General features: G+C 67.2%; 20 protein-coding genes. 13 read left to right on the top strand and 7 right to left on the bottom strand.

Annotated elements, in window-relative coordinates:
• Positions 1-100 precede the first annotated feature (100 nt).
• Positions 101-499, top strand: coding sequence for a DUF3054 domain-containing protein (locus ACFQZV_RS05390; protein ID WP_378751055.1), 399 nt, complete (start codon positions 101-103; stop codon positions 497-499).
• Here ACFQZV_RS05390 and ACFQZV_RS05395 read toward each other — a convergent pair.
• Positions 486-1,397, bottom strand: a complete 912-nt coding sequence (locus ACFQZV_RS05395; protein ID WP_378751053.1) for an ATP-grasp domain-containing protein — start codon at positions 1,395-1,397, stop codon at positions 486-488. The genes ACFQZV_RS05390 and ACFQZV_RS05395 overlap by 14 nt on opposite strands.
• The gene (locus ACFQZV_RS05400; RefSeq protein WP_378751051.1) at positions 1,394-1,753 is read right to left on the bottom strand and encodes an HNH endonuclease; all 360 of its coding nucleotides are present in this window, start codon (positions 1,751-1,753) and stop codon (positions 1,394-1,396) included. The genes ACFQZV_RS05395 and ACFQZV_RS05400 overlap by 4 nt, the downstream gene beginning before the upstream one ends.
• 148 nt (positions 1,754-1,901) lie before the next feature.
• On the opposite strand from ACFQZV_RS05400, the gene ACFQZV_RS05405 reads away from it, so the two are divergent.
• From ACFQZV_RS05405 to pgi, 3 genes are all read left to right on the top strand, one after another.
• On the top strand, positions 1,902-2,471 hold the full coding sequence (locus tag ACFQZV_RS05405) for a PadR family transcriptional regulator (RefSeq protein WP_378751049.1): 570 nt from the start codon (positions 1,902-1,904) through the stop codon (positions 2,469-2,471).
• 49 nt (positions 2,472-2,520) lie between these two features.
• Positions 2,521-4,200, top strand: coding sequence for an ABC1 kinase family protein (locus tag ACFQZV_RS05410; protein ID WP_378751047.1), 1,680 nt, complete (start codon positions 2,521-2,523; stop codon positions 4,198-4,200).
• A gap of 62 nt (positions 4,201-4,262) precedes the next feature.
• On the top strand, positions 4,263-5,942 hold the full coding sequence (gene pgi, locus ACFQZV_RS05415; RefSeq protein ID WP_378751045.1) for a glucose-6-phosphate isomerase: 1,680 nt from the start codon (positions 4,263-4,265) through the stop codon (positions 5,940-5,942).
• A 14-nt stretch (positions 5,943-5,956) separates the two neighbouring features.
• Here pgi and ACFQZV_RS05420 read toward each other — a convergent pair whose 3' ends face one another.
• Entirely contained in the window at positions 5,957-7,468 is a 1,512-nt protein-coding gene (locus ACFQZV_RS05420) for an FAD-dependent oxidoreductase (protein ID WP_378751043.1), read from the bottom strand.
• A 66-nt stretch (positions 7,469-7,534) separates the two neighbouring features.
• Here ACFQZV_RS05420 and ACFQZV_RS05425 point away from each other — a divergent pair, with 66 nt between their 5' ends.
• From ACFQZV_RS05425 to ACFQZV_RS05435, 3 genes are all read left to right on the top strand, one after another.
• Positions 7,535-8,089 (top strand): helix-turn-helix domain-containing protein, encoded by a 555-nt coding sequence (locus ACFQZV_RS05425; RefSeq protein WP_378751041.1) that lies wholly within the window; start codon positions 7,535-7,537, stop codon positions 8,087-8,089.
• Between the two features lie 29 nt (positions 8,090-8,118).
• Positions 8,119-8,826, top strand: a complete 708-nt coding sequence (locus ACFQZV_RS05430; RefSeq protein WP_378751039.1) for an NUDIX hydrolase — start codon at positions 8,119-8,121, stop codon at positions 8,824-8,826.
• Between the two features lie 75 nt (positions 8,827-8,901).
• Entirely contained in the window at positions 8,902-10,305 is a 1,404-nt protein-coding gene (locus ACFQZV_RS05435) for an HNH endonuclease signature motif containing protein (protein WP_378751037.1), read from the top strand.
• 180 nt (positions 10,306-10,485) lie between these two features.
• Here ACFQZV_RS05435 and ACFQZV_RS05440 read toward each other — a convergent pair whose 3' ends face one another.
• The 3 genes from ACFQZV_RS05440 to ACFQZV_RS05450 form a co-directional block, all read right to left on the bottom strand.
• Positions 10,486-11,460, bottom strand: a complete 975-nt coding sequence (locus ACFQZV_RS05440; RefSeq protein WP_378751035.1) for an aggregation-promoting factor C-terminal-like domain-containing protein — start codon at positions 11,458-11,460, stop codon at positions 10,486-10,488.
• 188 nt (positions 11,461-11,648) lie between these two features.
• A complete protein-coding gene (locus ACFQZV_RS05445) occupies positions 11,649-12,365 on the bottom strand; it encodes a cache domain-containing protein (protein ID WP_378751033.1) in 717 nt (238 codons plus the stop codon).
• Positions 12,366-12,486: 121 nt separating this feature from the next.
• The gene (locus ACFQZV_RS05450) at positions 12,487-13,257 is read right to left on the bottom strand and encodes a FadR/GntR family transcriptional regulator (RefSeq protein ID WP_378751031.1); all 771 of its coding nucleotides are present in this window, start codon (positions 13,255-13,257) and stop codon (positions 12,487-12,489) included.
• Positions 13,258-13,420: 163 nt separating this feature from the next.
• Here ACFQZV_RS05450 and ACFQZV_RS05455 point away from each other — a divergent pair, with 163 nt between their 5' ends.
• From ACFQZV_RS05455 to ACFQZV_RS05475, 5 genes are all read left to right on the top strand, one after another.
• Positions 13,421-14,488, top strand: a complete 1,068-nt coding sequence (locus ACFQZV_RS05455) for an ABC transporter ATP-binding protein (RefSeq protein ID WP_378751029.1) — start codon at positions 13,421-13,423, stop codon at positions 14,486-14,488.
• Between the two features lie 48 nt (positions 14,489-14,536).
• Entirely contained in the window at positions 14,537-15,715 is a 1,179-nt protein-coding gene (locus ACFQZV_RS05460) for an extracellular solute-binding protein (RefSeq protein WP_378751027.1), read from the top strand.
• Between the two features lie 83 nt (positions 15,716-15,798).
• The gene (locus tag ACFQZV_RS05465) at positions 15,799-16,626 is read left to right on the top strand and encodes an ABC transporter permease (RefSeq protein WP_378751025.1); all 828 of its coding nucleotides are present in this window, start codon (positions 15,799-15,801) and stop codon (positions 16,624-16,626) included.
• A 9-nt stretch (positions 16,627-16,635) separates the two neighbouring features.
• A complete protein-coding gene (locus tag ACFQZV_RS05470) occupies positions 16,636-17,448 on the top strand; it encodes an ABC transporter permease (RefSeq protein WP_378751023.1) in 813 nt (270 codons plus the stop codon).
• 55 nt (positions 17,449-17,503) lie between these two features.
• Positions 17,504-17,998, top strand: coding sequence for a bifunctional nuclease family protein (locus ACFQZV_RS05475; protein WP_378751021.1), 495 nt, complete (start codon positions 17,504-17,506; stop codon positions 17,996-17,998).
• Between the two features lie 13 nt (positions 17,999-18,011).
• Here ACFQZV_RS05475 and ACFQZV_RS05480 read toward each other — a convergent pair whose 3' ends face one another.
• Entirely contained in the window at positions 18,012-19,046 is a 1,035-nt protein-coding gene (locus ACFQZV_RS05480; protein WP_378751019.1) for an LLM class flavin-dependent oxidoreductase, read from the bottom strand.
• Between the two features lie 109 nt (positions 19,047-19,155).
• Between ACFQZV_RS05480 and ACFQZV_RS05485 the strand changes: the two genes are divergently transcribed.
• Positions 19,156-19,806, top strand: coding sequence for an SDR family oxidoreductase (locus tag ACFQZV_RS05485; protein ID WP_378751017.1), 651 nt, complete (start codon positions 19,156-19,158; stop codon positions 19,804-19,806).
• Positions 19,807-19,968 lie beyond the last annotated feature (162 nt).

The following is a 19,968-nucleotide window of genomic DNA, read 5'->3' on the forward strand; positions in this document are numbered from 1 at the left end:
GCTGACTCTCTGACACTATCCGCCCGGATCGATTCGGCGCCCCGGTGGCGATGACGCAACCGATCAGGGTGGGCATCCGCGGTGTGATTACCCTGGAGGGGTGACCGAGTCTTCCCCGCATGACGTCGTGGACAGCGCCCCCGCCTACCCGGCCAAACCGATCATCGTCGCGTTCCTCATCGACGCCGTCATCGTCACGGCGTTCGCGGCCGTCGGACGCGCCAGCCACGGCGAAGAGGTCTTCATCGGCTTGTGGGAGACGGCGTGGACCTTCCTGCTGGCGCTGATCATCGGATGGGCTCTCGCCCGCGCGTGGCGGGCACCCTTCGCCCCGGTGCGTTCCGGCATCCCGATCTGGATCATCACCGTCGTCGGTGGGATGTTGCTGCGGATCCTCGTCGACAGAGGCGTGGAGGTCGCCTTCGTCATCGTGGCCGCATCCGTTCTGCTGGTGGGCCTCGTCGGATGGCGGCTGATCGCGCGGCTCATCCGGCGCTGAGCGCCTCCCGTCCGGCCGCGCGCAGGATGGCGTCGGCGACGACGTCGATGGCGTCGGTCGCGACGTGCAGATTGAGAGCGGGCTCGACGAGTTCCACTTCGAGCAGCACCAGCCCGTACTCGGCCGAGTCCACGGTGTCGACGCGGGCGTAGAGCGGCATCTCATCGCCGGTCACCTCGGCGACGGCGCGCAGGACATCCTCGACGAACAGGCGCTCGGACGCGGTGGCATCGACACGTCGAGGGTTCTCCATGTACACACCGCCGATGAGCGTTCCCCCGAGGTCGAGAAGCGCGCCTTTGGCGATCGCGTGCGTGAAGTGACCGTCGATCGCGTAGAGCGCCTTCTCGGCTCCCGCACTCAACTCGGGGATCTCGGGCTGCACCATCGCCACGCCGCCTCCGTCGATGATCAACTCGGCCAAGGCGAGAGCGCGCGGGTCGGTTGCATCGAACAGGCCCGTGTTCTTGGCTCCCGCCGACACGGTCGGTTTCACCACCACGCGACGGTGTGCGCGGATCGCCGCTTCGGCGTCGGCGCGGCTGCGGCAGTAGCGCGTCGGGACCACGGCGACACCCGCGTGTTCGAGGTCGGCGAGGTAGAACTTGTCGAGGTTCCAGCGCATCGTCGCAGGCTCGTTCGCCACGCGCGTGGCCTGTTCGGCGCGGTCCAGCCACATGAGGAATTCGTCGGGGCGCTGCGGGTAGTCCCACGGCGAGCGAAGGACCAGGAGATCGAAGTCGGTGAGGTCTGCGGCATCTGAGTGCCACACGACCGGTTCTGCGGTGGCGCCGCGAGCGCGCAACGACTCGAGAAGCAAGGGAGTGTCGTGGTCGGGGTCCTCGATCGGGTAGGCATCCGTCACGATGATGCCGATGCGTGGAGAGGGTGCGGTCACAGATCCTGATCGTACGGCTCGCGGAGTGTCGTCATCACCGCGACCCACCGGCCGAGGAACGCCGGTTCGTCCATCCGGCGCCGCCGCATCCACGACGTGACCTCGTCGTTGCTCTTGCTCGCGTTGCACGAGCGACATGCCGGTACGACGTTGTCCAGCGTGTAACGACCGCCCCGAGAGATCGGGAGCACACAGTCTTTCTGCAGCCCGGTGCCGTCGGCGCCGCAATACGCGCAGCATCCCCACGCCTCGAGGATGCGGAACCACTGCTCGTCGGTGAGGTCGCTGCCCGACGCCGCGACCCTCTTCGACCGGCGTCTCGCCGCGCGGGCCCTGCGCGTGTTCCGAACCGCCATATCGTGACGGTACTGCGCTCGGATCGGCAGGGAGGGCGCCACTCGGCACGAGGTGGGTGTTCGCTGTGAAAGACATATAGCGATATATCGTTCACGGTGTCGGCGATGTATCGTCGAGTCATCCATCGACACATCTCAGGAGGCTGTCATGAGTGACTTCCCGTTCGGATCCGACCGTGCACGCACCCCTCGCGGGGGTGGCCAGGGGTGGCCACTCGGCGGCATCTGGGAGGCGATGGATCAGTTGCGCGAAGAGTTCGACAAGCGCGTCTCCGGTTCGACGCGGATGGGTCGCGGCGACGTCCGTGCGGCGATCCTCGCGATCCTCGTCGAGCAACCGATGCACGGCTACCAGATCATCCGTGAGATCGAAGAGCGCAGCGGCGGGTCATGGAAGCCCAGCGCCGGTTCGGTCTACCCGACGCTGCAGCTGCTCGCCGACGAAGGTCTCGTGCAGTCCGAAGAATCGAACGGGCGCAAGACCTACTCGTTGACCGAAGAGGGGCGTGAAGTGGCGGATGCCGCCGATGCGGCGCCGTGGCAGTCTTCGTCCTCGCGCGACCAGGCCCGCGCATCGGCGTTGCCGAAGGCGGGTGCGACGCTCGCGCAGGCGGCGATGCAGGTCGGTCGCAGCGGTACCCCCGAACAGATCGACGAGGCGGTCGCCGTGCTCGATGAGGCACGCCGTAAGCTGTTCGCGATCCTCGCGCGGGACTGACGGAGTGGCCCCGGCGACACCTCAACGAGGTCGGCGACAAGGGGGCGGCATGCGAGACGGATCCCGGGCGCGCTATCGCCGGATCCTGAGGTTCGCCGCACGTCATCTCGCGGTGGCGTGGTGGTTCGAGCTCGTCCTTCCGAGGCTCGGACTTGCACGCATGGCCGCCCGCCATCGATCGGCGCGCATGCAGCGCGTCGCCGAGCAGTTCCACGCTCTCGCGGTGGATCTCGGTGGCCTCATGATCAAGGTCGGGCAATTCCTCTCGTCGCGGCTCGACGTGCTTCCGCCCGAGATCACGCGCGAACTCGAGGGCCTACAGGATGAGGTACCGCCGGTCCCGTTCGACCAGGTGCGGGCGCTCGCCGAGGCCGAACTCGGAGTGCCGCTGGAGCGGGCGTTCGCCGAGGTCGACCCCACGCCCCTGGCTGCGGCATCCCTCGGACAAGCCCATCGTGCGCGCCTCACGCCCGCTGAGGCGGAGGAGGTCGGATTCGCCGACGTCGTCCTCAAAGTGCAACGCCCTGACATCGGCGTGATCGTCGACGTCGACCTCGCCGCTCTCCGCAGGGTGTCGCGCTGGTTGAGCCGGGTACGGGTGGTGTCCGATCACGTCGACGCACCTGCGCTCGTGGAGGAGTTCGCCGAGACGAGTCTTGACGAGATCGACTACCTGAAAGAGGCTGCCAACGCCGAGCGGTTCGGCGCTGACTTCGTGGACGACGATCGTGTCGCCGTGCCCGAGATCGTGTGGGAGCGCACGACCCGTCGCGTGCTCACCCTCGCCGATGTGACGGCGATCAAGATCAACGACGTCGACGCTCTGCGCGCCGCGGGCATCGACCCGAAGGACGCGGCGGACGCGTTCGCCGCGGTGATGTTCGATCAGCTCTTCGTGCACGGGTTCTTCCATGCAGACCCGCACCCCGGCAATGTGTTCGTCACACCGGTGGCGGATTCCGCGCGCGGATGGCGTTTCACCTTCATCGACTTCGGGATGATGGGCGTGGTTCCCGACCGCTTGCGGGCGGGTTTGAGGCGTGTGCTGATCGCCGTCGCGGCGCGGGACGGCAAGGGGATGGTCGCGAGCATCGCCGAGATCGGTGCGCTCCTGCCATCGGCGGACACCGCTGAGCTCGAACGGGCGATGACGAAGCTGTTCGCGCGTTTCGGCGGTATGGGCGTATCGGAATTGGCCGAGGTCGATCCCCGTGAGTTGCGGGACTTCGCCGAGGAGTTCGGCGATGTCGTGCGCGCGATGCCGTTCCAGTTGCCCGAGAACTTCCTGCTCATCGTGCGAGCGATCTCGCTCACCTCGGGGATGTGCAGCTCGCTCGACTCCGATTTCAACGTGTGGGATGCGGTGGAGCCCTACGCCGCTGGTCTGTTACGCGATGAACGGGGCAACATCGTGCGCGACCTGGCATCGCGGGTGACATCCACCGCAGCCCTCGTCGCGCGGATGCCGCAGCGGGTCGACGAGGTGTTGACGCGTCTCGAGGACGGCAAGCTCGCCGTCGACACCCCGCGCCTCGAGCGCCGCGTTGCGTCGTTGGAGCGCGCAGGGCGCCGCGTGATCTCGGCCGTCGTGTTCGCGGGACTGGCGATCGCGGGCGCGGTGCTTCGACCGGTCGACGATGTGTTCGGCACGGTGCTCATGGCGCTCTCGGCGGTTCCGCTGGGGCACGCGCTCTTCGCCGGGTGGTTTGCGCGGCGCGCGGGCCGCTGACACCCGTTCCCCGGTGACACGGCTTCGTGCATCGGCGCGGTGGTGTCGCTAGCGTGGTGCCTGTGACTGAGCCGATCGATCCCACGTCCACCACCGCTTGGAGCGAGCTGTCTGCCGCGCGCGACGCGTTCGCCCCCGACCTGCGGGCATGGTTCGCCGACGATCCGGGGCGGGTCACCCGGATGACGCATACGCTCGGTGATCTGCACGTCGATCTGTCGAAGAACCTCGTCACCGACGAGGTCCTCGCCTCGCTGGTGAAGCTCGCCGAAGAGACCGGTGTCGCGGAACGCTATGCGGCGATGCTGGGCGGCGCCCACATCAACACGAGCGAGGATCGCGCTGTGCTGCACACGGCGCTGCGTCGCCCCGAGGACGTCGATCCGGCCCTTGTCGTGGACGGGCAGAACATCGATTCCGACGTGCACGAGGTTCTCGATCGGCTCGGAACGTTCGCCGACCGTGTGCGCTCAGGCGAGTGGCGTGGCGTGACGGGAAAGAAGGTCACACATGTCGTCAACATCGGTATCGGAGGGTCCGACCTCGGTCCGGTGATGGTCTACGAAGCGCTGAAGCCGTACGCCGACGCCGGGATCGACGCGGTCTTCGTCTCGAACATCGACCCGACCGACCTCGCTCAGAAGACCGCCGCGCTCGACCCCGAGACGACCCTCTTCATCGTCGCGTCCAAGACGTTCACGACGCTCGAGACCTTGACCAATGCGCGCCTCGCGCGCGACTGGCTGTGGGCGAAGCTCGCGGAGGTTGGCGCGATCGGGGCGGATGACGCATCCCGAACGGATGCCGTGGCCCACCACTTCGTCGCGGTGTCGACGGCGCTCGACAAGGTCGCGGAATTCGGTATCGACCCCACCAACGCCTTCGGATTCTGGGACTGGGTCGGTGGGCGGTACTCGGTCGATTCGGCGATCGGGCTGTCGCTCGCGATCGCACTCGGTCCCGACGCCTTTCGCGAGCTGCTCGCGGGCTTCCACATGGTCGACGAGCACGTGCGCACGACCCCGCTCGAGCGCAACGTTCCGGTGCTCATGGGGCTGTTGAACGTCTGGTACACCAACTTCCTCGGCGCCCAGTCACACGCGGTGTTGCCGTATGCCCAGCAGTTGCACCGTTTCGCGGCCTACCTCCAACAACTCACGATGGAGTCGAACGGCAAGTCCGTGCGGTGGGATGGCTCGCCGGTCACCACCGACACCGGTGAGGTGTTCTGGGGCGAACCGGGCACCAACGGACAGCACGCGTTCTACCAGCTCATCCACCAGGGAACGCGTCTGATCCCCGCCGACTTCATCGCCTTCGCTCGCCCGGCATATCCCCTCGAGGACGGCGGGCGCGACGTCCACGGACTCTTCCTGGCCAACTTCCTCGCGCAGACGAAGGCGCTCGCGTTCGGCAAGACTGCAGCCGAGGTCGAGGCCGAAGGGACGACCGGCGCGCTCATCGCCGCGCGGACGTTCTCTGGAAACCGCCCGACCACGTCGATCTTCGGCCCGGCGCTCACACCCTCGGTGCTCGGTCAGCTGATCGCCTTGTACGAGCACATCACCTTCACCCAGGGCACGATCTGGGGCATCAACTCGTTCGACCAGTGGGGCGTCGAACTCGGAAAACAGCTGGCTCTGCAGATCGCGCCCGCCATCGAGGGCGATGCCGACGCGCTGGCGGCGCAGGATGCGTCGACCCAGGCGCTGCTGGAGTACTACCGCGCGCAGCGCCCCTGACGTCGAGCGGTCGGTCAGTCCGCTTCGCGGCGGAGCAGGATGACCGCATCATCCAGCTCGGAGGCCGTGCCATCGGGGGCGGTCGCCGGTCTGGTGCGTGTCTCGACGCGCTCGACGGTCCATGCCGTGTCGTCCAGAGCCAGCTCGGTAAGCTCCGCCTCGGGTGAGGGGAACGGGTGGTCGTGTCCCTCCGGTGCCCAAGACGGCATCGCCGCGTGTGAGATCACCAGGAGCCGGCCCCCCGACGCGACGAGCTCGGAAGCTCGCCGAAGGATGCCGATCCGATCGAAGTCGACGGGTGAATGGAAGAAGCTCGCTGTGACAAGGTCGAAGGGGCCCCCGACATCCGCTGCCGGAAGGTCTTCCGACGCGACGAACCGCGCAGCCACCCCCGCGTCGGCCGCGTGTTCGGCCGCGCGGGCGACCGCGTTGTCCGAGATGTCGACACCCACGGCCTCCCAGCCGTGCTGCGCCAACCAGATGACGTCGGCACCTTCACCGCATCCGATATCGAGAACGCGCCCCGGCGGCAGGTCGGCGACGAGGTCGACGAGCGTGTGATTGGGCTTTCCCGACCACATTTGGGCGGCGTAGCGTCCGTTCCAGAACTGACGCGGCGATGCCATCACCGCTTCCTGCGCGTCTTCTTCTACGAGCGCCCAGTTCACCGCAGCGCCCGTGGTCGATCCCGCGCCCATGGCGACGGGCACCGTGGCCATCGGAGCGACGACATTGCCCGTGGCCCAGATTCGCGATGAACTGGTGCGGCCGGCGGGGTCGACGGTCAGGAAGGAACCCACGGGGGTGTCGGAGCGCTCGAGCCCGAGGTGCGCGACGAACGCGTCGTGCGGGCGCGGCGTGCCCATCGTGAACAGCGCGTCCATCGGCACGGTGCGGCCATCTTCGAGGCGGACCCCGGTGACCTGTTCGTCGCCGAGCACCTCGACGACCGGGGTCTCCTCGATCTCGACCCCGCGCGCGTGCAGTCGAGCGCGGACGGCGGGCTCGACCGTTCCGAACACGACGACGTCGTCGCTCCATTGGCGCACGAGTTCGGCCTGGTGGGCTTGGAGCGGCGACACCATGAGCACGCCGAGGTTCCGGTCGCGTACCTCCCAGCCATGGCAATAGGGGCAGTGCAGCACGCCCGAACCCCAGTGGTCCGCGATCCCGGGGATGGGAGGAAGTTCATCGCTGATCCCGGTTGCGATCACGAGGGCGCGGGCGTGCTCGGCTGATCCGTCGTCCAGTGTCACAACGACCTCGCGTTCGGTCTCGTCGACGCGTGTGACAGCCGCCTCGCGTAGCACGACGCCGTAGCGTTCGAGTTCCTCCCGCCCACGGGCGACGAGGTCGGCCGGCCGTGTGCCGTCGTTGCCGAGCACGCCGTGCATGTGGTCAGCGAAGCGGTTCCTCGGCGATCCGGTGTCGAGCACGAGTGTGCGTCGACGAGCTCTTCCCAGCATCTGGGCGGCGCTGAGCCCCGCGGCGCCGCCTCCGATCACGATGACATCCCATTTGGTCATGGATACAGCGTGCGCGGTGGTGTATCTTAAGCGCAACTTGGATTGCGAAATTGGCAAGGAGGCGCGATGGCGACGGGTGTGGAGAACGTCGGGCCCCGATTGCGTGCGGCGCGACAGGCGAAGGGGCTTCGGCTGGAGGACGTCGCAGCGAAGGCGGGAATGTCGGTCAGCACCCTTTCGCGGCTCGAGTCGGGCAAGCGGCAGGCGAGCTTGGAGCTACTGGTGCCCCTTACGCGACAGTTGGGTGTCCGCATCGACGACCTCGTCCGCCCGGACGCCGATCCGCGGGTGCGGCGCCCCGCTGTCCGTCGCAACGGGCACGTCGTCGCACCGCTCACCCTCGAAGACTCGCCCGTCAGCACCTACAAGATCACCTACCCGCCCGTCGATGAGCTGCCCGAGATGCGCGTGCACGACGGGTTCGAGTGGCTCTACGTGCTGAGCGGCCGTCTGCGTCTGCGCCTCGGGGAGCAGGACATCGTGCTTGAACCCGGCGAAGCTGCGGAATTCGACACCCGCACCCCGCACGCGATGAATGCCGATGGTGAGGCCCCCGCCGAGGTGCTGAGCATCTTCAACGCGAGCGGCGAGCGCATGCACACCCACGCCGCCCACGACTGAGAGCCACCTCCGGGACTAGCCTGAAGCCGATGGACGACGACACCGAAACGGTCGGGGCACGTGAGCAGCTCGCGGCGCTCGTGCGCGCTGCGGGGTCTGGCCAGGACGTCTTCGGCCGGAGGCCGCAACCGCCGCAGGCGCGGCAGGCGGCCGTGTTGATGCTCTTCGGCGTACTCGATGACTTGCCCTCCGATCACGATGCGCAGGCGCTGGCCGTGGGGCGTGACCTTGACGTGCTCCTTCTCGCCCGCGCGACCACACTCCGTTCGCACCCCGGCCAGGTCGCTTTCCCGGGTGGGCGGGTCGACCCCGGCGATGACGGGGCCGTCGGTGCGGCACTGCGGGAGGCCCGCGAAGAGACGGGCCTCGACCCTGGCGGTGTCGACGTCTTGGGGAGCCTCGATGAGATCCCGTTGGACTTCTCGAAACACCTCGTCACCCCGGTCGTGGGGTGGTGGCGGCATCCGTCGCCTGTCGGCGTCGTCGACGAGGCGGAGTCGTCGGCCGTCTTCCGCGCGCCGGTCGCCGATTTGCTCGATCCGGCCCGGCGCGGTGTCACCGTCATTCGCCGCGGTGATCACGAGTGGCGCGGGCCCGCGTTCGTCGTCGACGGCGGTCACCTCGTGTGGGGGTTCACCGGCATGGTACTCGATCGTTTGTTCGATCGCCTGGGGTGGACCGAGCAATGGGATCCCACCCGAGAAATCCCACTTGACGTGGTCGACACCGGACAGTGAGCTCTCGCGCTCGCCTCGCCAGGTTTTGTGCCCATACCGCGGCTCAATGTCGGAGGTATGTTCTAGCCTTCGGGTATGAGCTTCGAACCGAATCGAGCGGATGCCGCGTCCTCCGTCGGCGAGCCCGAACCGGTCGAGCCTGAACCGGTCGAGCCGGAGCCGGTCGAATCGCCGGAGCCGTTCGAGTCTGAGCCGCTCGAGCCCCTCGATCTCGTCGTTGAGTCGGCGGCGATGGTGGCGATCTTCGCGGCCGAGAGGCTCATGCGGATCGCGCGGATGCACGCCGATGCCATCGCATCGGTTCGCTACGGCGTCTCGGTCGAGATCGTCGAGCGATCACTGCGTCTCGAGCTCGCGTCCGCGTTGCGCATTACCGAGTACGCGGCGGGTGAACTCCTCGCGCTCGCAGAGGGCGCGGTGATGCGGTACCCGTCGATCGCGACATCTCTTCATCGCGCTGACATGACCGAGCAGCATGCCGACATCCTCGTGAAGGCGGTCGACGCCGTGGAGCCCGCGCACCGCGAGCGCGTGCTCGCACGCGGCATCGAGCTGGCCGAAGTCGAGTCCGTGGGACCCTTCCGGCGCGCGATGAAGAAGCTCGTCGAATCTCTGCGCGTCGAGACACTGCCGGAGCGACACGAACGCGCGCTCACCGAGCGCCGAGTGGCGGTCGAAACCGTCGACGACGGCATGGCTTGGATCCACGTGTTCGCTCCCGCCGTCGAAGCCCACGCGATTTACGGGCGCGCGACCGCGATGGCAAAGGTGCTCCGTGCGGTGGAGGGTGAGACACGGACGCTCGACCAGCTTCGCGCTGACATCGTCGCCGACTTGCTGATCGACGGATCGTGTTCGGCGCACCCCTCCGAAGCACGGGGCATCCGTGCGACGGTGGCCGTGACGGTCCCTGCGCTGTCGCTTCTCGACGCGGACATCGCTTCATCCGGCGGTGAGCCGGCATCCGTCGAGGGGATCGGGCCGATTCCCATCGACATGGCGCGGACGCTCTGCGGCGGGGCAGACGGGTGGATGCGGATCCTCACCCATCCTGAGACAGGCATGGTGCTCTCGGTGGGGCGGCGCAGGTATCAACCGCCGCCGGCCCTGCGCAAGCTCGTCGCGTGGCGGGCCGAGCGATGTATGGCTCCCGGGTGCGGCATGCCGGCGGCGCGATGTCAGATCGACCACAACGTCGCGTGGGAACACGGAGGATCGACCGCTCTCGACAATCTCGCCCCACTCTGTCAGGGTCACCACACCGTCAAACACCACGGAGGCTGGGCGGTGCGTCAGATCGCCGGATCCGGCGGGGCGATCGAGTGGATCTCACCGGTCGGTAGGCGCTACATCGTGCGTCCGGTGCGGGCGGTTCCGATCTTCCGCCCCAGTGGTGGACGCCATCCGGACGGCGAGGTCGGAGGTGGCGACGATTCGCGCGGGAACGCTCCGACCGGTCACCTCGCAGCGCCGTTCTGAGACGCGGTTCCGGCGAAGTCGGTTCAGGGGTTGCGGGCGGCCTCGTAGCTGTAGACCTCAGGCCGGGCGACTTCGGGTTGGGCGACCTCAGGCCGTCGACCTCAGGCCGTCGACCTCAGGCCGGCGACCTCAGGCCGGCGACCCCGGGCCGGCGACCTCAGGCCGCAGTGGCCCGCGGGGTCAGTACCAGCCGACCGACTGCGAGTGGCCCCACGCGTTGCACGGCGAACCGTAGCGTCCGGCGATATAGCCGAGCCCCCATCGCACCTGGGTCGCTGCGTTGGTCTGCCAGTCGGCGCCTGCGCTGGCCATTTTGCTTCCGGGCAGAGCCTGCGGGATGCCGGTGGCGCCGCTCGAGGCGTTGTAGGCCTGGTAGTTCCAGCCCGACTCCTTGTTCCACAGTGACACAAGGCAACCGAACTGGTCGTCGCCCCAGCCATAGCTTCCGAGCATCCCGTACGCGGCCGCCTGCGCGCCCGCCGGGCTGTTGTCGCCAGAGGATGCCGTGGGCGGTGCAGCGGCGACCGGGGTCGACGACGCCTGCGCGGCAGCCTCGCGCTCTGCCTCGGCGCGCGCTTCGGCTTCGAGTCGGGCCTTCTCGGCGGCCTCTTCTTCGGCCTTCTTCTTCGCGATCGCGTCGTCGAGGTCTGAACGCAGTTCGGCGACGTCCTCGCGCACGTCGGCGGTCAGTTCGGTCACGTTCTCGGAGAGGGTCGTGACGAGGATCTCGTGCGTCGATGTCGAAGTGTTCTCGAGGGCGCCGACCGCGTCGGCGAGGTCGTCGGTGACGATGTCGTCGATGTCGGTCTCGACGTCGAGGTCCGCCGACTCGACGTCCGACTCGACCGTGTCGGCGGCGTCGATCGCTGCGTCCGCAGCGTCCAGGACATCCTGCACGTCCTCGGCGGTGGCGACCGGATCTTCAACAGCGATCGCGGCGGCCGTGCGCACCGTGCTCGAGTAGGAAGCGAGCGAGTATCCCGCGAGTGTGCTGCTTGCCTCGGCCTGCGACACGGGCATCGCGCCGGTGAAACCGGATGTGGCGAGAACGGCTGCCGCGACGCCCAGCGCGATGAGGGTCGGACGGCGGCGGGCGCGGCGCTCAGCGAGGCGACGAAGGCGGCGGGCAGAGGCAGTGGGCGCGGTGAAGCTCATCAAGTATCCGGGTTCCGTATCGATCTTCTGCGCCTGCCGGAGAAGCTGAGGAGGCGCGCGTACCCACACGCGCGGGCACAAGTCCGAGAGTCTGCCCGGTTTTTCTGGACGGATCTGGAGTGTTTGCTGAATTATTCAGATGAATGCATCTGAATCTCGCGCAGTAGCCCGGGGTGTGGCCGCCCGGTTCAGGCGAGCGCGAGGATGTCGAGGTCCACCTGGTCGCAACGTCGACGCGTCATCACGACCGCCTGCGCGGGACGGAGCACATCGCCCGCGCCGTAACGTGGGTCGGTCGACACGAGCACTCGATCGACCCCGTTGACGAGGACGAGTTCTGCGCCGAGAGCACGCAGCGGAGGTGTCAGCCGCCGCTCGATCGCTTCGACGACGACATCGAGTCCGGCCACTCCGGCGAAGCGGCCACCGGCGCGGACGGGGGTGGCCGCGGTCATCGTGTACTCGTCACTGCAGAGATAGTCGACGTAAGGCCCCGCGATGTGCGACCGTCCGGACATCAACGGGACGCGGAACCACTCAAGCTCCCGGTAGTCGATGCCTTGTTTGACCGACTGCGGTGGAAAGACGAGTTTGCGTCTGTCCTCGCCCTGCCACCAGGCGAGATGACTCGGGGCGTCGTCGAGCAGGTCGACCGTGGCGATGAACCCCGCACCGTAGACGGGCTCGCCGGCGTCGTCCATGATCGCGCCCGCGTGGGGCTTGACGAGTTCGTCGACGCGTGCGGCGGTCAGCCCTTCGGATGCAAGGCCATCCAGTTGGGCGGAGAGCTGCTGTGCGTGCGACTCGAGGACGGGGAGTAGGCGGGAGAAGTAGGCCGCGACGATGTCGGCGGCCTCATCGATCACGGAGTCAGCGGGGGTGGTGCGCGCGATGGTGGTGGTCATGACGGCTCTTCTCGGGCGGGTGGAGCGTGGTTCGTCTGGCGGGCGCATGTCGCAGATGTGTCACGAATCGTACACAGTCGGATGGGACTGCGGCGTGCCTCGGCTCCCGGCGCCGCCGCGTTCATGCCTCGTCCAGCGACAGTCGGAGGGACTCGAGCAGCCGGACGAGGTCGCCGACCATCTCTTCCATCGCCGCTCCCGCAGCGTTCTCGTCGCCCGCGGCGACGGCATCGAGCACGCGGACCGACCCCTCATACTGCACGGTGCGACCTGCCTCGTCGGTGTCGATAAGACGGAGCAGGGGTGAGAGCTCTGCCTGCAGTCGCATCTGGTCTCGGGTGAGTCGTGCCGATTGGCTGAGCGCGACGAGCTCGAGTTGAAGATCGTCCATCGTCTGACGCCACGCGGTCAGGTCTCGCTGCGCGGACGTCGCGGTGAGGCGCGCAAGCCGTGCGCGAATCGCGTCGATCTCTGGGGGCGCGGCTTTGCGGGTCGCCAAGCGGATGGCCGCGGTCGTGAGCGCGGCGTAGTGGGCACCCAGATCGCGTAGCGCCAAGCTCGAGGAACGGGCGAGAGTGTCACGGGCGAACGTGAAGGGGTCGGCATTCTCGGAAACGAAACTCCCACCGTTGCGCCCCCGCTTCGTCGTGACGAGCCCCCGGGTGCGCAGAGCGAGGAGCGCCTCCCTCACGGTGACGGGAGCGACGCCCATCGTGCGTGCGAGATCGACCTCGCTGGGCAGGCGTGAACCGGCGCGAAGGTGCCCACCCGTGATCGCCTCGGCGATCCGTTTCTCGACCAGTTCGGCGCGCCCTGCATCGCCGATCGGCAGGAACACCGATCCCTGGAGGCGATGTGGGCGTCCGGAAGTGACCGGAGGGTTGCTCGTCACCGGTTCATCTTCTCACCCGCGGCTCCGCGCGCCGGGAGGGATGCGTCATCACATCGGGACCCGGTTCACGATCGTCACGATTCGGATACACGCTTGAAATATAGCCTCTGGTTTCATAGGTTTACTTGTGCTTCGAGCACAACGTCGTCCCGAGGAGCCAGACATGCCATCCAACGTCGATGAAGCCACCCCCGCGAGCGCCCAGCTCCGGCCCGGTGAGGTCTCGTTGGCCGGAGTGACGAAGCAGTTCGGAGACATGACCGCGGTGCGTGAGCTCGACCTCCGGGTGCGCGCCGGTGAATTCCTGTCGATGCTCGGGCCGTCCGGGTCGGGCAAGACGACCGTGCTACGCATGATCGCCGGTTTCGAAGAGGTCACCAGCGGCAGCATCCGCATCGGTAACCAGGACGTCACGCGTCTGCCCGCGCATCAGCGCCCGGTGAACACGGTCTTCCAGGACTACGCGCTGTTCCCGCACCTGTCGATCGCCGACAACGTCGCGTATGGACTGAAGGTGCGGGGAGAGTCCAAGGCAGACCGCATCGCATCGGTCACCGCGGCGCTCGAGCAGGTACGACTTCAGCACGTCGCCGATCGACTTCCGCATCAGCTCTCCGGAGGGCAGAGGCAGCGCATCGCCCTGGCACGCGCGCTTATCCTGCGTCCGCGCGTCCTCCTGCTCGACGAACCGCTCGGAGCCCTCGACAAGCAGTTGCGCGAAGAGATGCAGATCGAGCTGAAGAGCATGCAACGCGAAGTCGGCATCACGTTCATCTTCGTGACCCACGACCAAGAAGAGGCTCTGACGCTCAGTGACCGTGTCGCCGTCTTCAACGACGGTCGGATCGAGCAAGTCGACACGGCGCGCGCGGTCTACGAGTACCCCGAGACCGAGTTCGTCGCGCGGTTCCTCGGCCTGTCGAACATCATCCCGGCGCCGCTCGCCGCGCAACTCACCGGATCCGACAGGGCGATCAGCATCCGTCCCGAGCGCGTCCGCCTCATCGAAGGCGATGCCGCACCGCGTCCTCACGACGTCATCCTCGACGGCACGGTCGCCGAGGTGGTCTACACGGGTCCGACCACTCGGGTGCTCGTGGACGCCGCGGATGGGCTGCGGATCATCGCCGAGACACCCAACAGTCATCACCCCTCCGCCGACGTGCGCGTCGACCGCGGGGACCGTGTCCGTGTGGCCTGGGAGGCCGACCACGCGGCTGCTCTGCCCTAAGGCCCCCGACGTCCTGCAACCACCACCCCTATCCATCAGGAGCCACTCATGAGAAGCAAGCTCATCCCCGGAGCCGCTGCCGCGGCCGTCGCGGCGCTGGTGCTCACCGGCTGTTCCACCTCGTCGGATGACACCGGCGCCGGCGGACTCTCGATCGACGTTCCGGACGTGCCGACGCACGAAGAACTCGGCGACTACGAAGGCTCGGTGGACATCGTCGCCTGGTCCGGTTTCGTCGAGCCGGCCTGGTCGGACGCGTTCACCGATGAGACCGGATGCGTCGTCAACCGCCGTGTCGCCGGTACGAGCGACGAGATGGTCCAGCTCATGCGATCGGGTGACTTCGACCTCGTGTCGGCGTCCGGTGACGCCAGCCTGCGACTCATCGCCGGGGGAGACGTCGCGCCGCTCAACCTCGAACTGATCCCGAACTTCGGCGACGACATCGTCGAGGGCATGAAGGGACAGATCTACGACACGATCAATGGCAAGTCCTACGGTGTTCCGATCGGGCGTGGGGCGAACATCCTCCAGTACAACAGCGAGGTCGTCGCCGAAGAGCCGACCAGCTGGGACATCGCCTGGGAAGCGGACAGCCCCTACGCGGGTCAGATCATCGCGTACGACGCGCCGATCTACATCGCGGATGCCGCGGTCTACTTGATGGCACACGAGCCCGACCTGGGCATCACCAACCCGTACGCGCTCGACGAGACCCAACTCGCCGCGGCGATCGATCTGCTCAAGCAGCAGAACGGGATCGTCTCGGAGTACTGGGCGGACCCCGCCGCGCAGATCACCTCGTTCATCGGGGGCAACACCGTCGCGGGCACGTCGTGGGAGGTGCTGCGCAAGCTCACCGAGGACGAGAAGTTCAAGAGCGTCCTGCCCGAAGAGGGGTCGACCGGTTGGTCTGACGCGTGGATGCTCTCCGCCGAGGCGGACAACCCCAACTGCGCCTACGCGTGGATGGACTACACCAGCTCGCCCGAGGTCAACGGCGCGATCGCGATGAACTTCGGCATGGCGCCCGCCAACGCCGCGTTCTGTGACCTGAACGATGAGGCCGCTGCGCATTGCGACTACTACAACGCCACGGACGAGGAGTACTTCGAGAAGGTGTGGTTCTGGACGACTCCGATCGAACAGTGCATCGACGGCCGGACCGACATCCAGTGCACCAATTTCCAGCAGTGGACCGACGCCTGGCTGACCGTCAAGGGTTGACCCGCACGATCTGAATCCGGCGGGTGGGCGGACCCCTCCGCTCGCCCGCCGGAATCGCCGCTCGCACGAGAGAACGCAGGCACATGAAGCAACGTAGACACGTCGCCGGGCTCCTCGCCCTCCCGATGCTCTGGCTCGTCGGCATTTACATCTTCTCGCTGGTGATGTTGCTCGTCACCGCGTTCTGGACGACGGACCCGTTTACTTCCAAGGTCGAGCCGGGCTTCACCCTGCGCAACTTCGAGCAACTGTTCATCAACCCGGCGTACTTCACCACGGCTGTGCGGACGTTGTTCATCGCGCTCGCCGTCACCGTGCTGAGCATCCTGATCTCCATCCCGCTGGGAATCTTCATGGCGAAGGTGGCGCGTCCGCGCGTTCGGGTATTCCTGGCACTGGCGATCACGTTGCCCCTGTGGGCCGGATACCTCGTGAAGATCCTCGCGATGCGACTCACCTTCACCGAGCAGGGGTTCTTCAACTGGTTGTTCGCACCCTTGGGGATCAGCGGCCCCGGGTTCGGTGTCTTCACCGTGATCCTGACCCTCACCTACCTCTGGCTGCCGTACATGGCTGTGCCGGTGTACACCGCGATCCGCCAACTGCCACCCAACCTCTTCGACGCCGCGTCCGATCTCGGCGCCGGTGCGTGGCGCATCATCGGAAGCATCGTCATCCCACTCGTGAAGCCGGCCATCATCGCGGGGTCGATCTTCACCTTCTCGTTGAGTCTCGGCGACTACATCGCGGCGCGCTTCGTCGGAGGATCGACGCAGATGATCGGAAGCATCATCGCCTCGAACATCAACCTGAACCCGCCCATCGCCGCTGCGTTCTCCGTCGTGCCGATCGCTTTCGTCGTCATCTACCTGTTGAGTGTGCAGCGAACCGGCGCGCTCGAGCGGATGTAAGGAACACCGATGCTCCGACTCTCACTCCCCTCGAAGATCGGCCTCGGGCTGATCGTGGCCGTCGTTCTGATCTTCATGTATGCGCCCCTGCTGCTGGTGGCGCTCAACTCGTTCAACGCGGCGCGTATCGCGAGTTGGCCCATCCAGGAGTTCTCATTGACGTGGTGGGGTGCCGCCCTCGTCAGTGAACCGATCCGAGCTGCGTTGCTGAACTCTGTCGTGGTGGGACTCGGCGCGACCGTCATCGCCCTGCTGCTGGGCACACTCGTCGCCTTCGCCCTCCAGAGGTACTCGTTCTTCGGCAAGCAGGCGGTCAACCTGCTCGTGGTGCTGCCGATCGCACTGCCGGGGGTCGTGACCGGTGTCGCGTTGAACAACACCTACAACCAGATCCTCGAGCCGATCGGCATCCATGTCGGGTACTTCGGCATCATCATCGCTCACGCGACCTTCTGCATCGTGATGGTGTTCAACAACGTGTTCGCACGATTGCGTCGCATGAGCCCCAACGTCGAGGAAGCATCGCGTGATCTCGGCGCCACGCCGTGGCAGACGTTCAAGCTCATCACCTTTCCGCAATTCCGTTCGGCGTTCATCGCGGGAGGAATCCTCGCTTTCGCGTTGTCTTTCGACGAGGTCATCGTGACGATCTTCACCGCCCCGCCGGGTGTCGACACCCTGCCGCTGTGGATGATGAACCAGATGGCGCGGCCGAACGAGGCGAGCATGGTCAACGTGGTCGCGACGGTCGTCATCCTCTTCTCATTGCTCCCCGTGTGGGCATCGCAACGACTCGGTCGCGAGATCGGTCAGCGCGACTGAGGTCGAGGCGCCGGTTCCCTGCGAGGGCACAGTCGGCGCCGGTAGGGTGACGGCCATGGTGCAGGTTCGTGTCGCAGCGGTTGCCCTCGACGAGTCCGGCCAACACGTGTTGTTGCTCAAGCCGATCGATCAGTTGCCCGGCGCGGGTTCGATGTTGCCGATCTGGATCGGCGCGCTGGAGGCGACCTCGATCCTCATCGCCGTCGAAGGTGCGGCATCTCCGCGGCCACTCGCGCACGATCTCATCCGGTCACTCATCGAGACGCTCGGTGCCACCGTCGAGCGGGTAGAGATCACCCGTATCGACGACGGAACCTACTACGCCGAGGTGACGCTCGGCACGGCGGACGGAACCGTCCGGATCGACGCGCGACCATCTGATGCCGTCGCGATCGCCGCGCGGGTCGCCGCGCCGCTGTGGGTGTCGGACGCGGTGATGGCCGAGGCGGGCGTCCCCGACCTCACCGCGGTCGAGGAGGACGCCGAGGAGCGGGTGGACGAGTTCAAGCGCTTCCTCAACGACGTCGACCCCGACGACTTCCGCGGCTGATGTGTCCGGCGCGTCACGCGCCCGAGGTCGTCGGGGCCCAGCCGAGAGCGGGGGCGACGTACCGTGCGAAGGACTCGACGATGCGCAGGTTGAACTCGACGCCGAGCTGGCTCGGGATCGTGATCATGAGGGTGTCGGCCGACTGGAGCGCGGCGTCGTCGCGCAACTGTTCGACGAGCACATCGGGTTCGGCCGCATAGGTCTTTCCGAACGTCGAGCGCATCCCGTCGATCACGCCGATCTGGTCGCCGTCCTGGCGGCCACCGAAGTACATCGCCTCCTCGGCCGTCGTGATCGGGATGATGGACCGGCTCACCGACACCCGAGGATTCCCGGTGTGGCCGGTATCCCGCCATGCGGCGCGGAACGCGTCGATCTGCTCGGCCTGCAAGATGTCGAAGGGGCGTCCATCGGCCGAGGTCAGTAGCGTCGATGACATCAGATTGACGCCGGCGCGCCCGGCCCACTCGGCGGTGTCGCGGTTGCCGGCGCCCCACCACACGCGCGAGCGCAACCCGGGGGAGTGGGGTTCGATGCGCTGCATCCCGGTGCCGCCCCCGAACGGCGACGATGTGTCGCGCTCGGCGAGGCCCTCGCCGTCGATCGCACGCAGGAACAGCTCGAAGTGTTCGCGGGCGATGTCCGCGCCCCGGGGGTCGTCGGACGCGGTGTAGCCGAAAGCCTCGTACCCGCGCACGACGGTTTCGGGTGACCCGCGACTCACGCCGAGCGCCAGGCGCCCCCCGGAGAGAAGATCGACCGACGCTGCTTCTTCCGCGAGGTAGAGGGGGTTCTCGTACCTCATGTCGATGACGCCGGTGCCGACCTCGATACGCTCGGTCTTCGCCGCGATGGCGGCGAGCAGGGGCATCGGTGAGGACTGTTGGCGCGCGAAGTGGTGGACGCGGAAATAGCTTCCGTTCACGCCCAGCTCATCCATTCCCTGGGCGAGGTCGATCGCCTGCAGCATCGAGTCGCCGGCGGTGAGCTGGCGGCCGGCGCCGAGGGGGCCGTAGCGTCCGAACGAAAGCGTTCCGAAGCGTTCCATGTCGCCATCAACAGTACGGCGCCAGACTCTATTCCGATGAATGGATGCCGGGGCTTTCGGGTCGGTGTCGAGTCTGTCGGCGGCAGCGCGGGCACGTAGGCTCGGGGGCATGACGACTCGCGTTCTGCTCATCGGTGGCCACGGTAAGGTCGCACAGCTCCTCGAACCGCTCCTGACGGGGCGTGGTGACACGGTCACGGCCGTCATCCGCAACCCTGAACACGAAGCCGACGTCGCCGCGACGGGAGCGACTCCGCTCGTCGCCGATGTCGAGACCTTCGATACGGATCAGTTGACGAATCTGATCTCTGGCAACGACGTCGTCATCTGGTCCGCCGGCACCGGCGGTGGCGACCCGCGCCGGACCTATGCACTCGACCGCGACGCCGCGATCCGTTCGATGGATGCCGCCGTCGCCGCCGGGGTGCGCCGCTATGTGATGGTGTCGTACTTCGGTGCAGACAGGGACCACGGGGTGCGCGCCGACAACCCGTTCTACGCCTACGCCGAGGCGAAAGCCGCCGCGGACGAGCACCTTCGGGCTCTCGACCTCGATTGGACGGTCGTCGCCCCCAGCGCGCTCACGCTCGACGAGCCCACCGGCCGCATCGACGTGGCCGCGCCGGAAGCCGGATCGGTCTCGCGAGCCGACGTCGCAGCCGTCATCGCCGAGGTGATCGCACAGCCGGCCACCGTCGGACGGACGATCCGGTTCAACAGCGGGTCGACGCCGATCGCGGAGGCGTTGCACGCGCTCTGATCATGCGCCACGCTCACACGGCGGCCGTAGCGTCGTCGAGCGGCCACCACAGTGTGCGTAGCCAGGACAGGGCGAAGCTCAGCGATCCCGTACGGATCCTTGCCGACTCCGTATCGTCGGTGTGAATCGCGTGCCGCGGTCCACACGACCGCCGCCCGCGGA

Source organism: Microbacterium koreense (assembly GCF_042677105.1).
In the GTDB taxonomy this organism is placed as follows: domain Bacteria; phylum Actinomycetota; class Actinomycetes; order Actinomycetales; family Microbacteriaceae; genus Microbacterium; species Microbacterium koreense.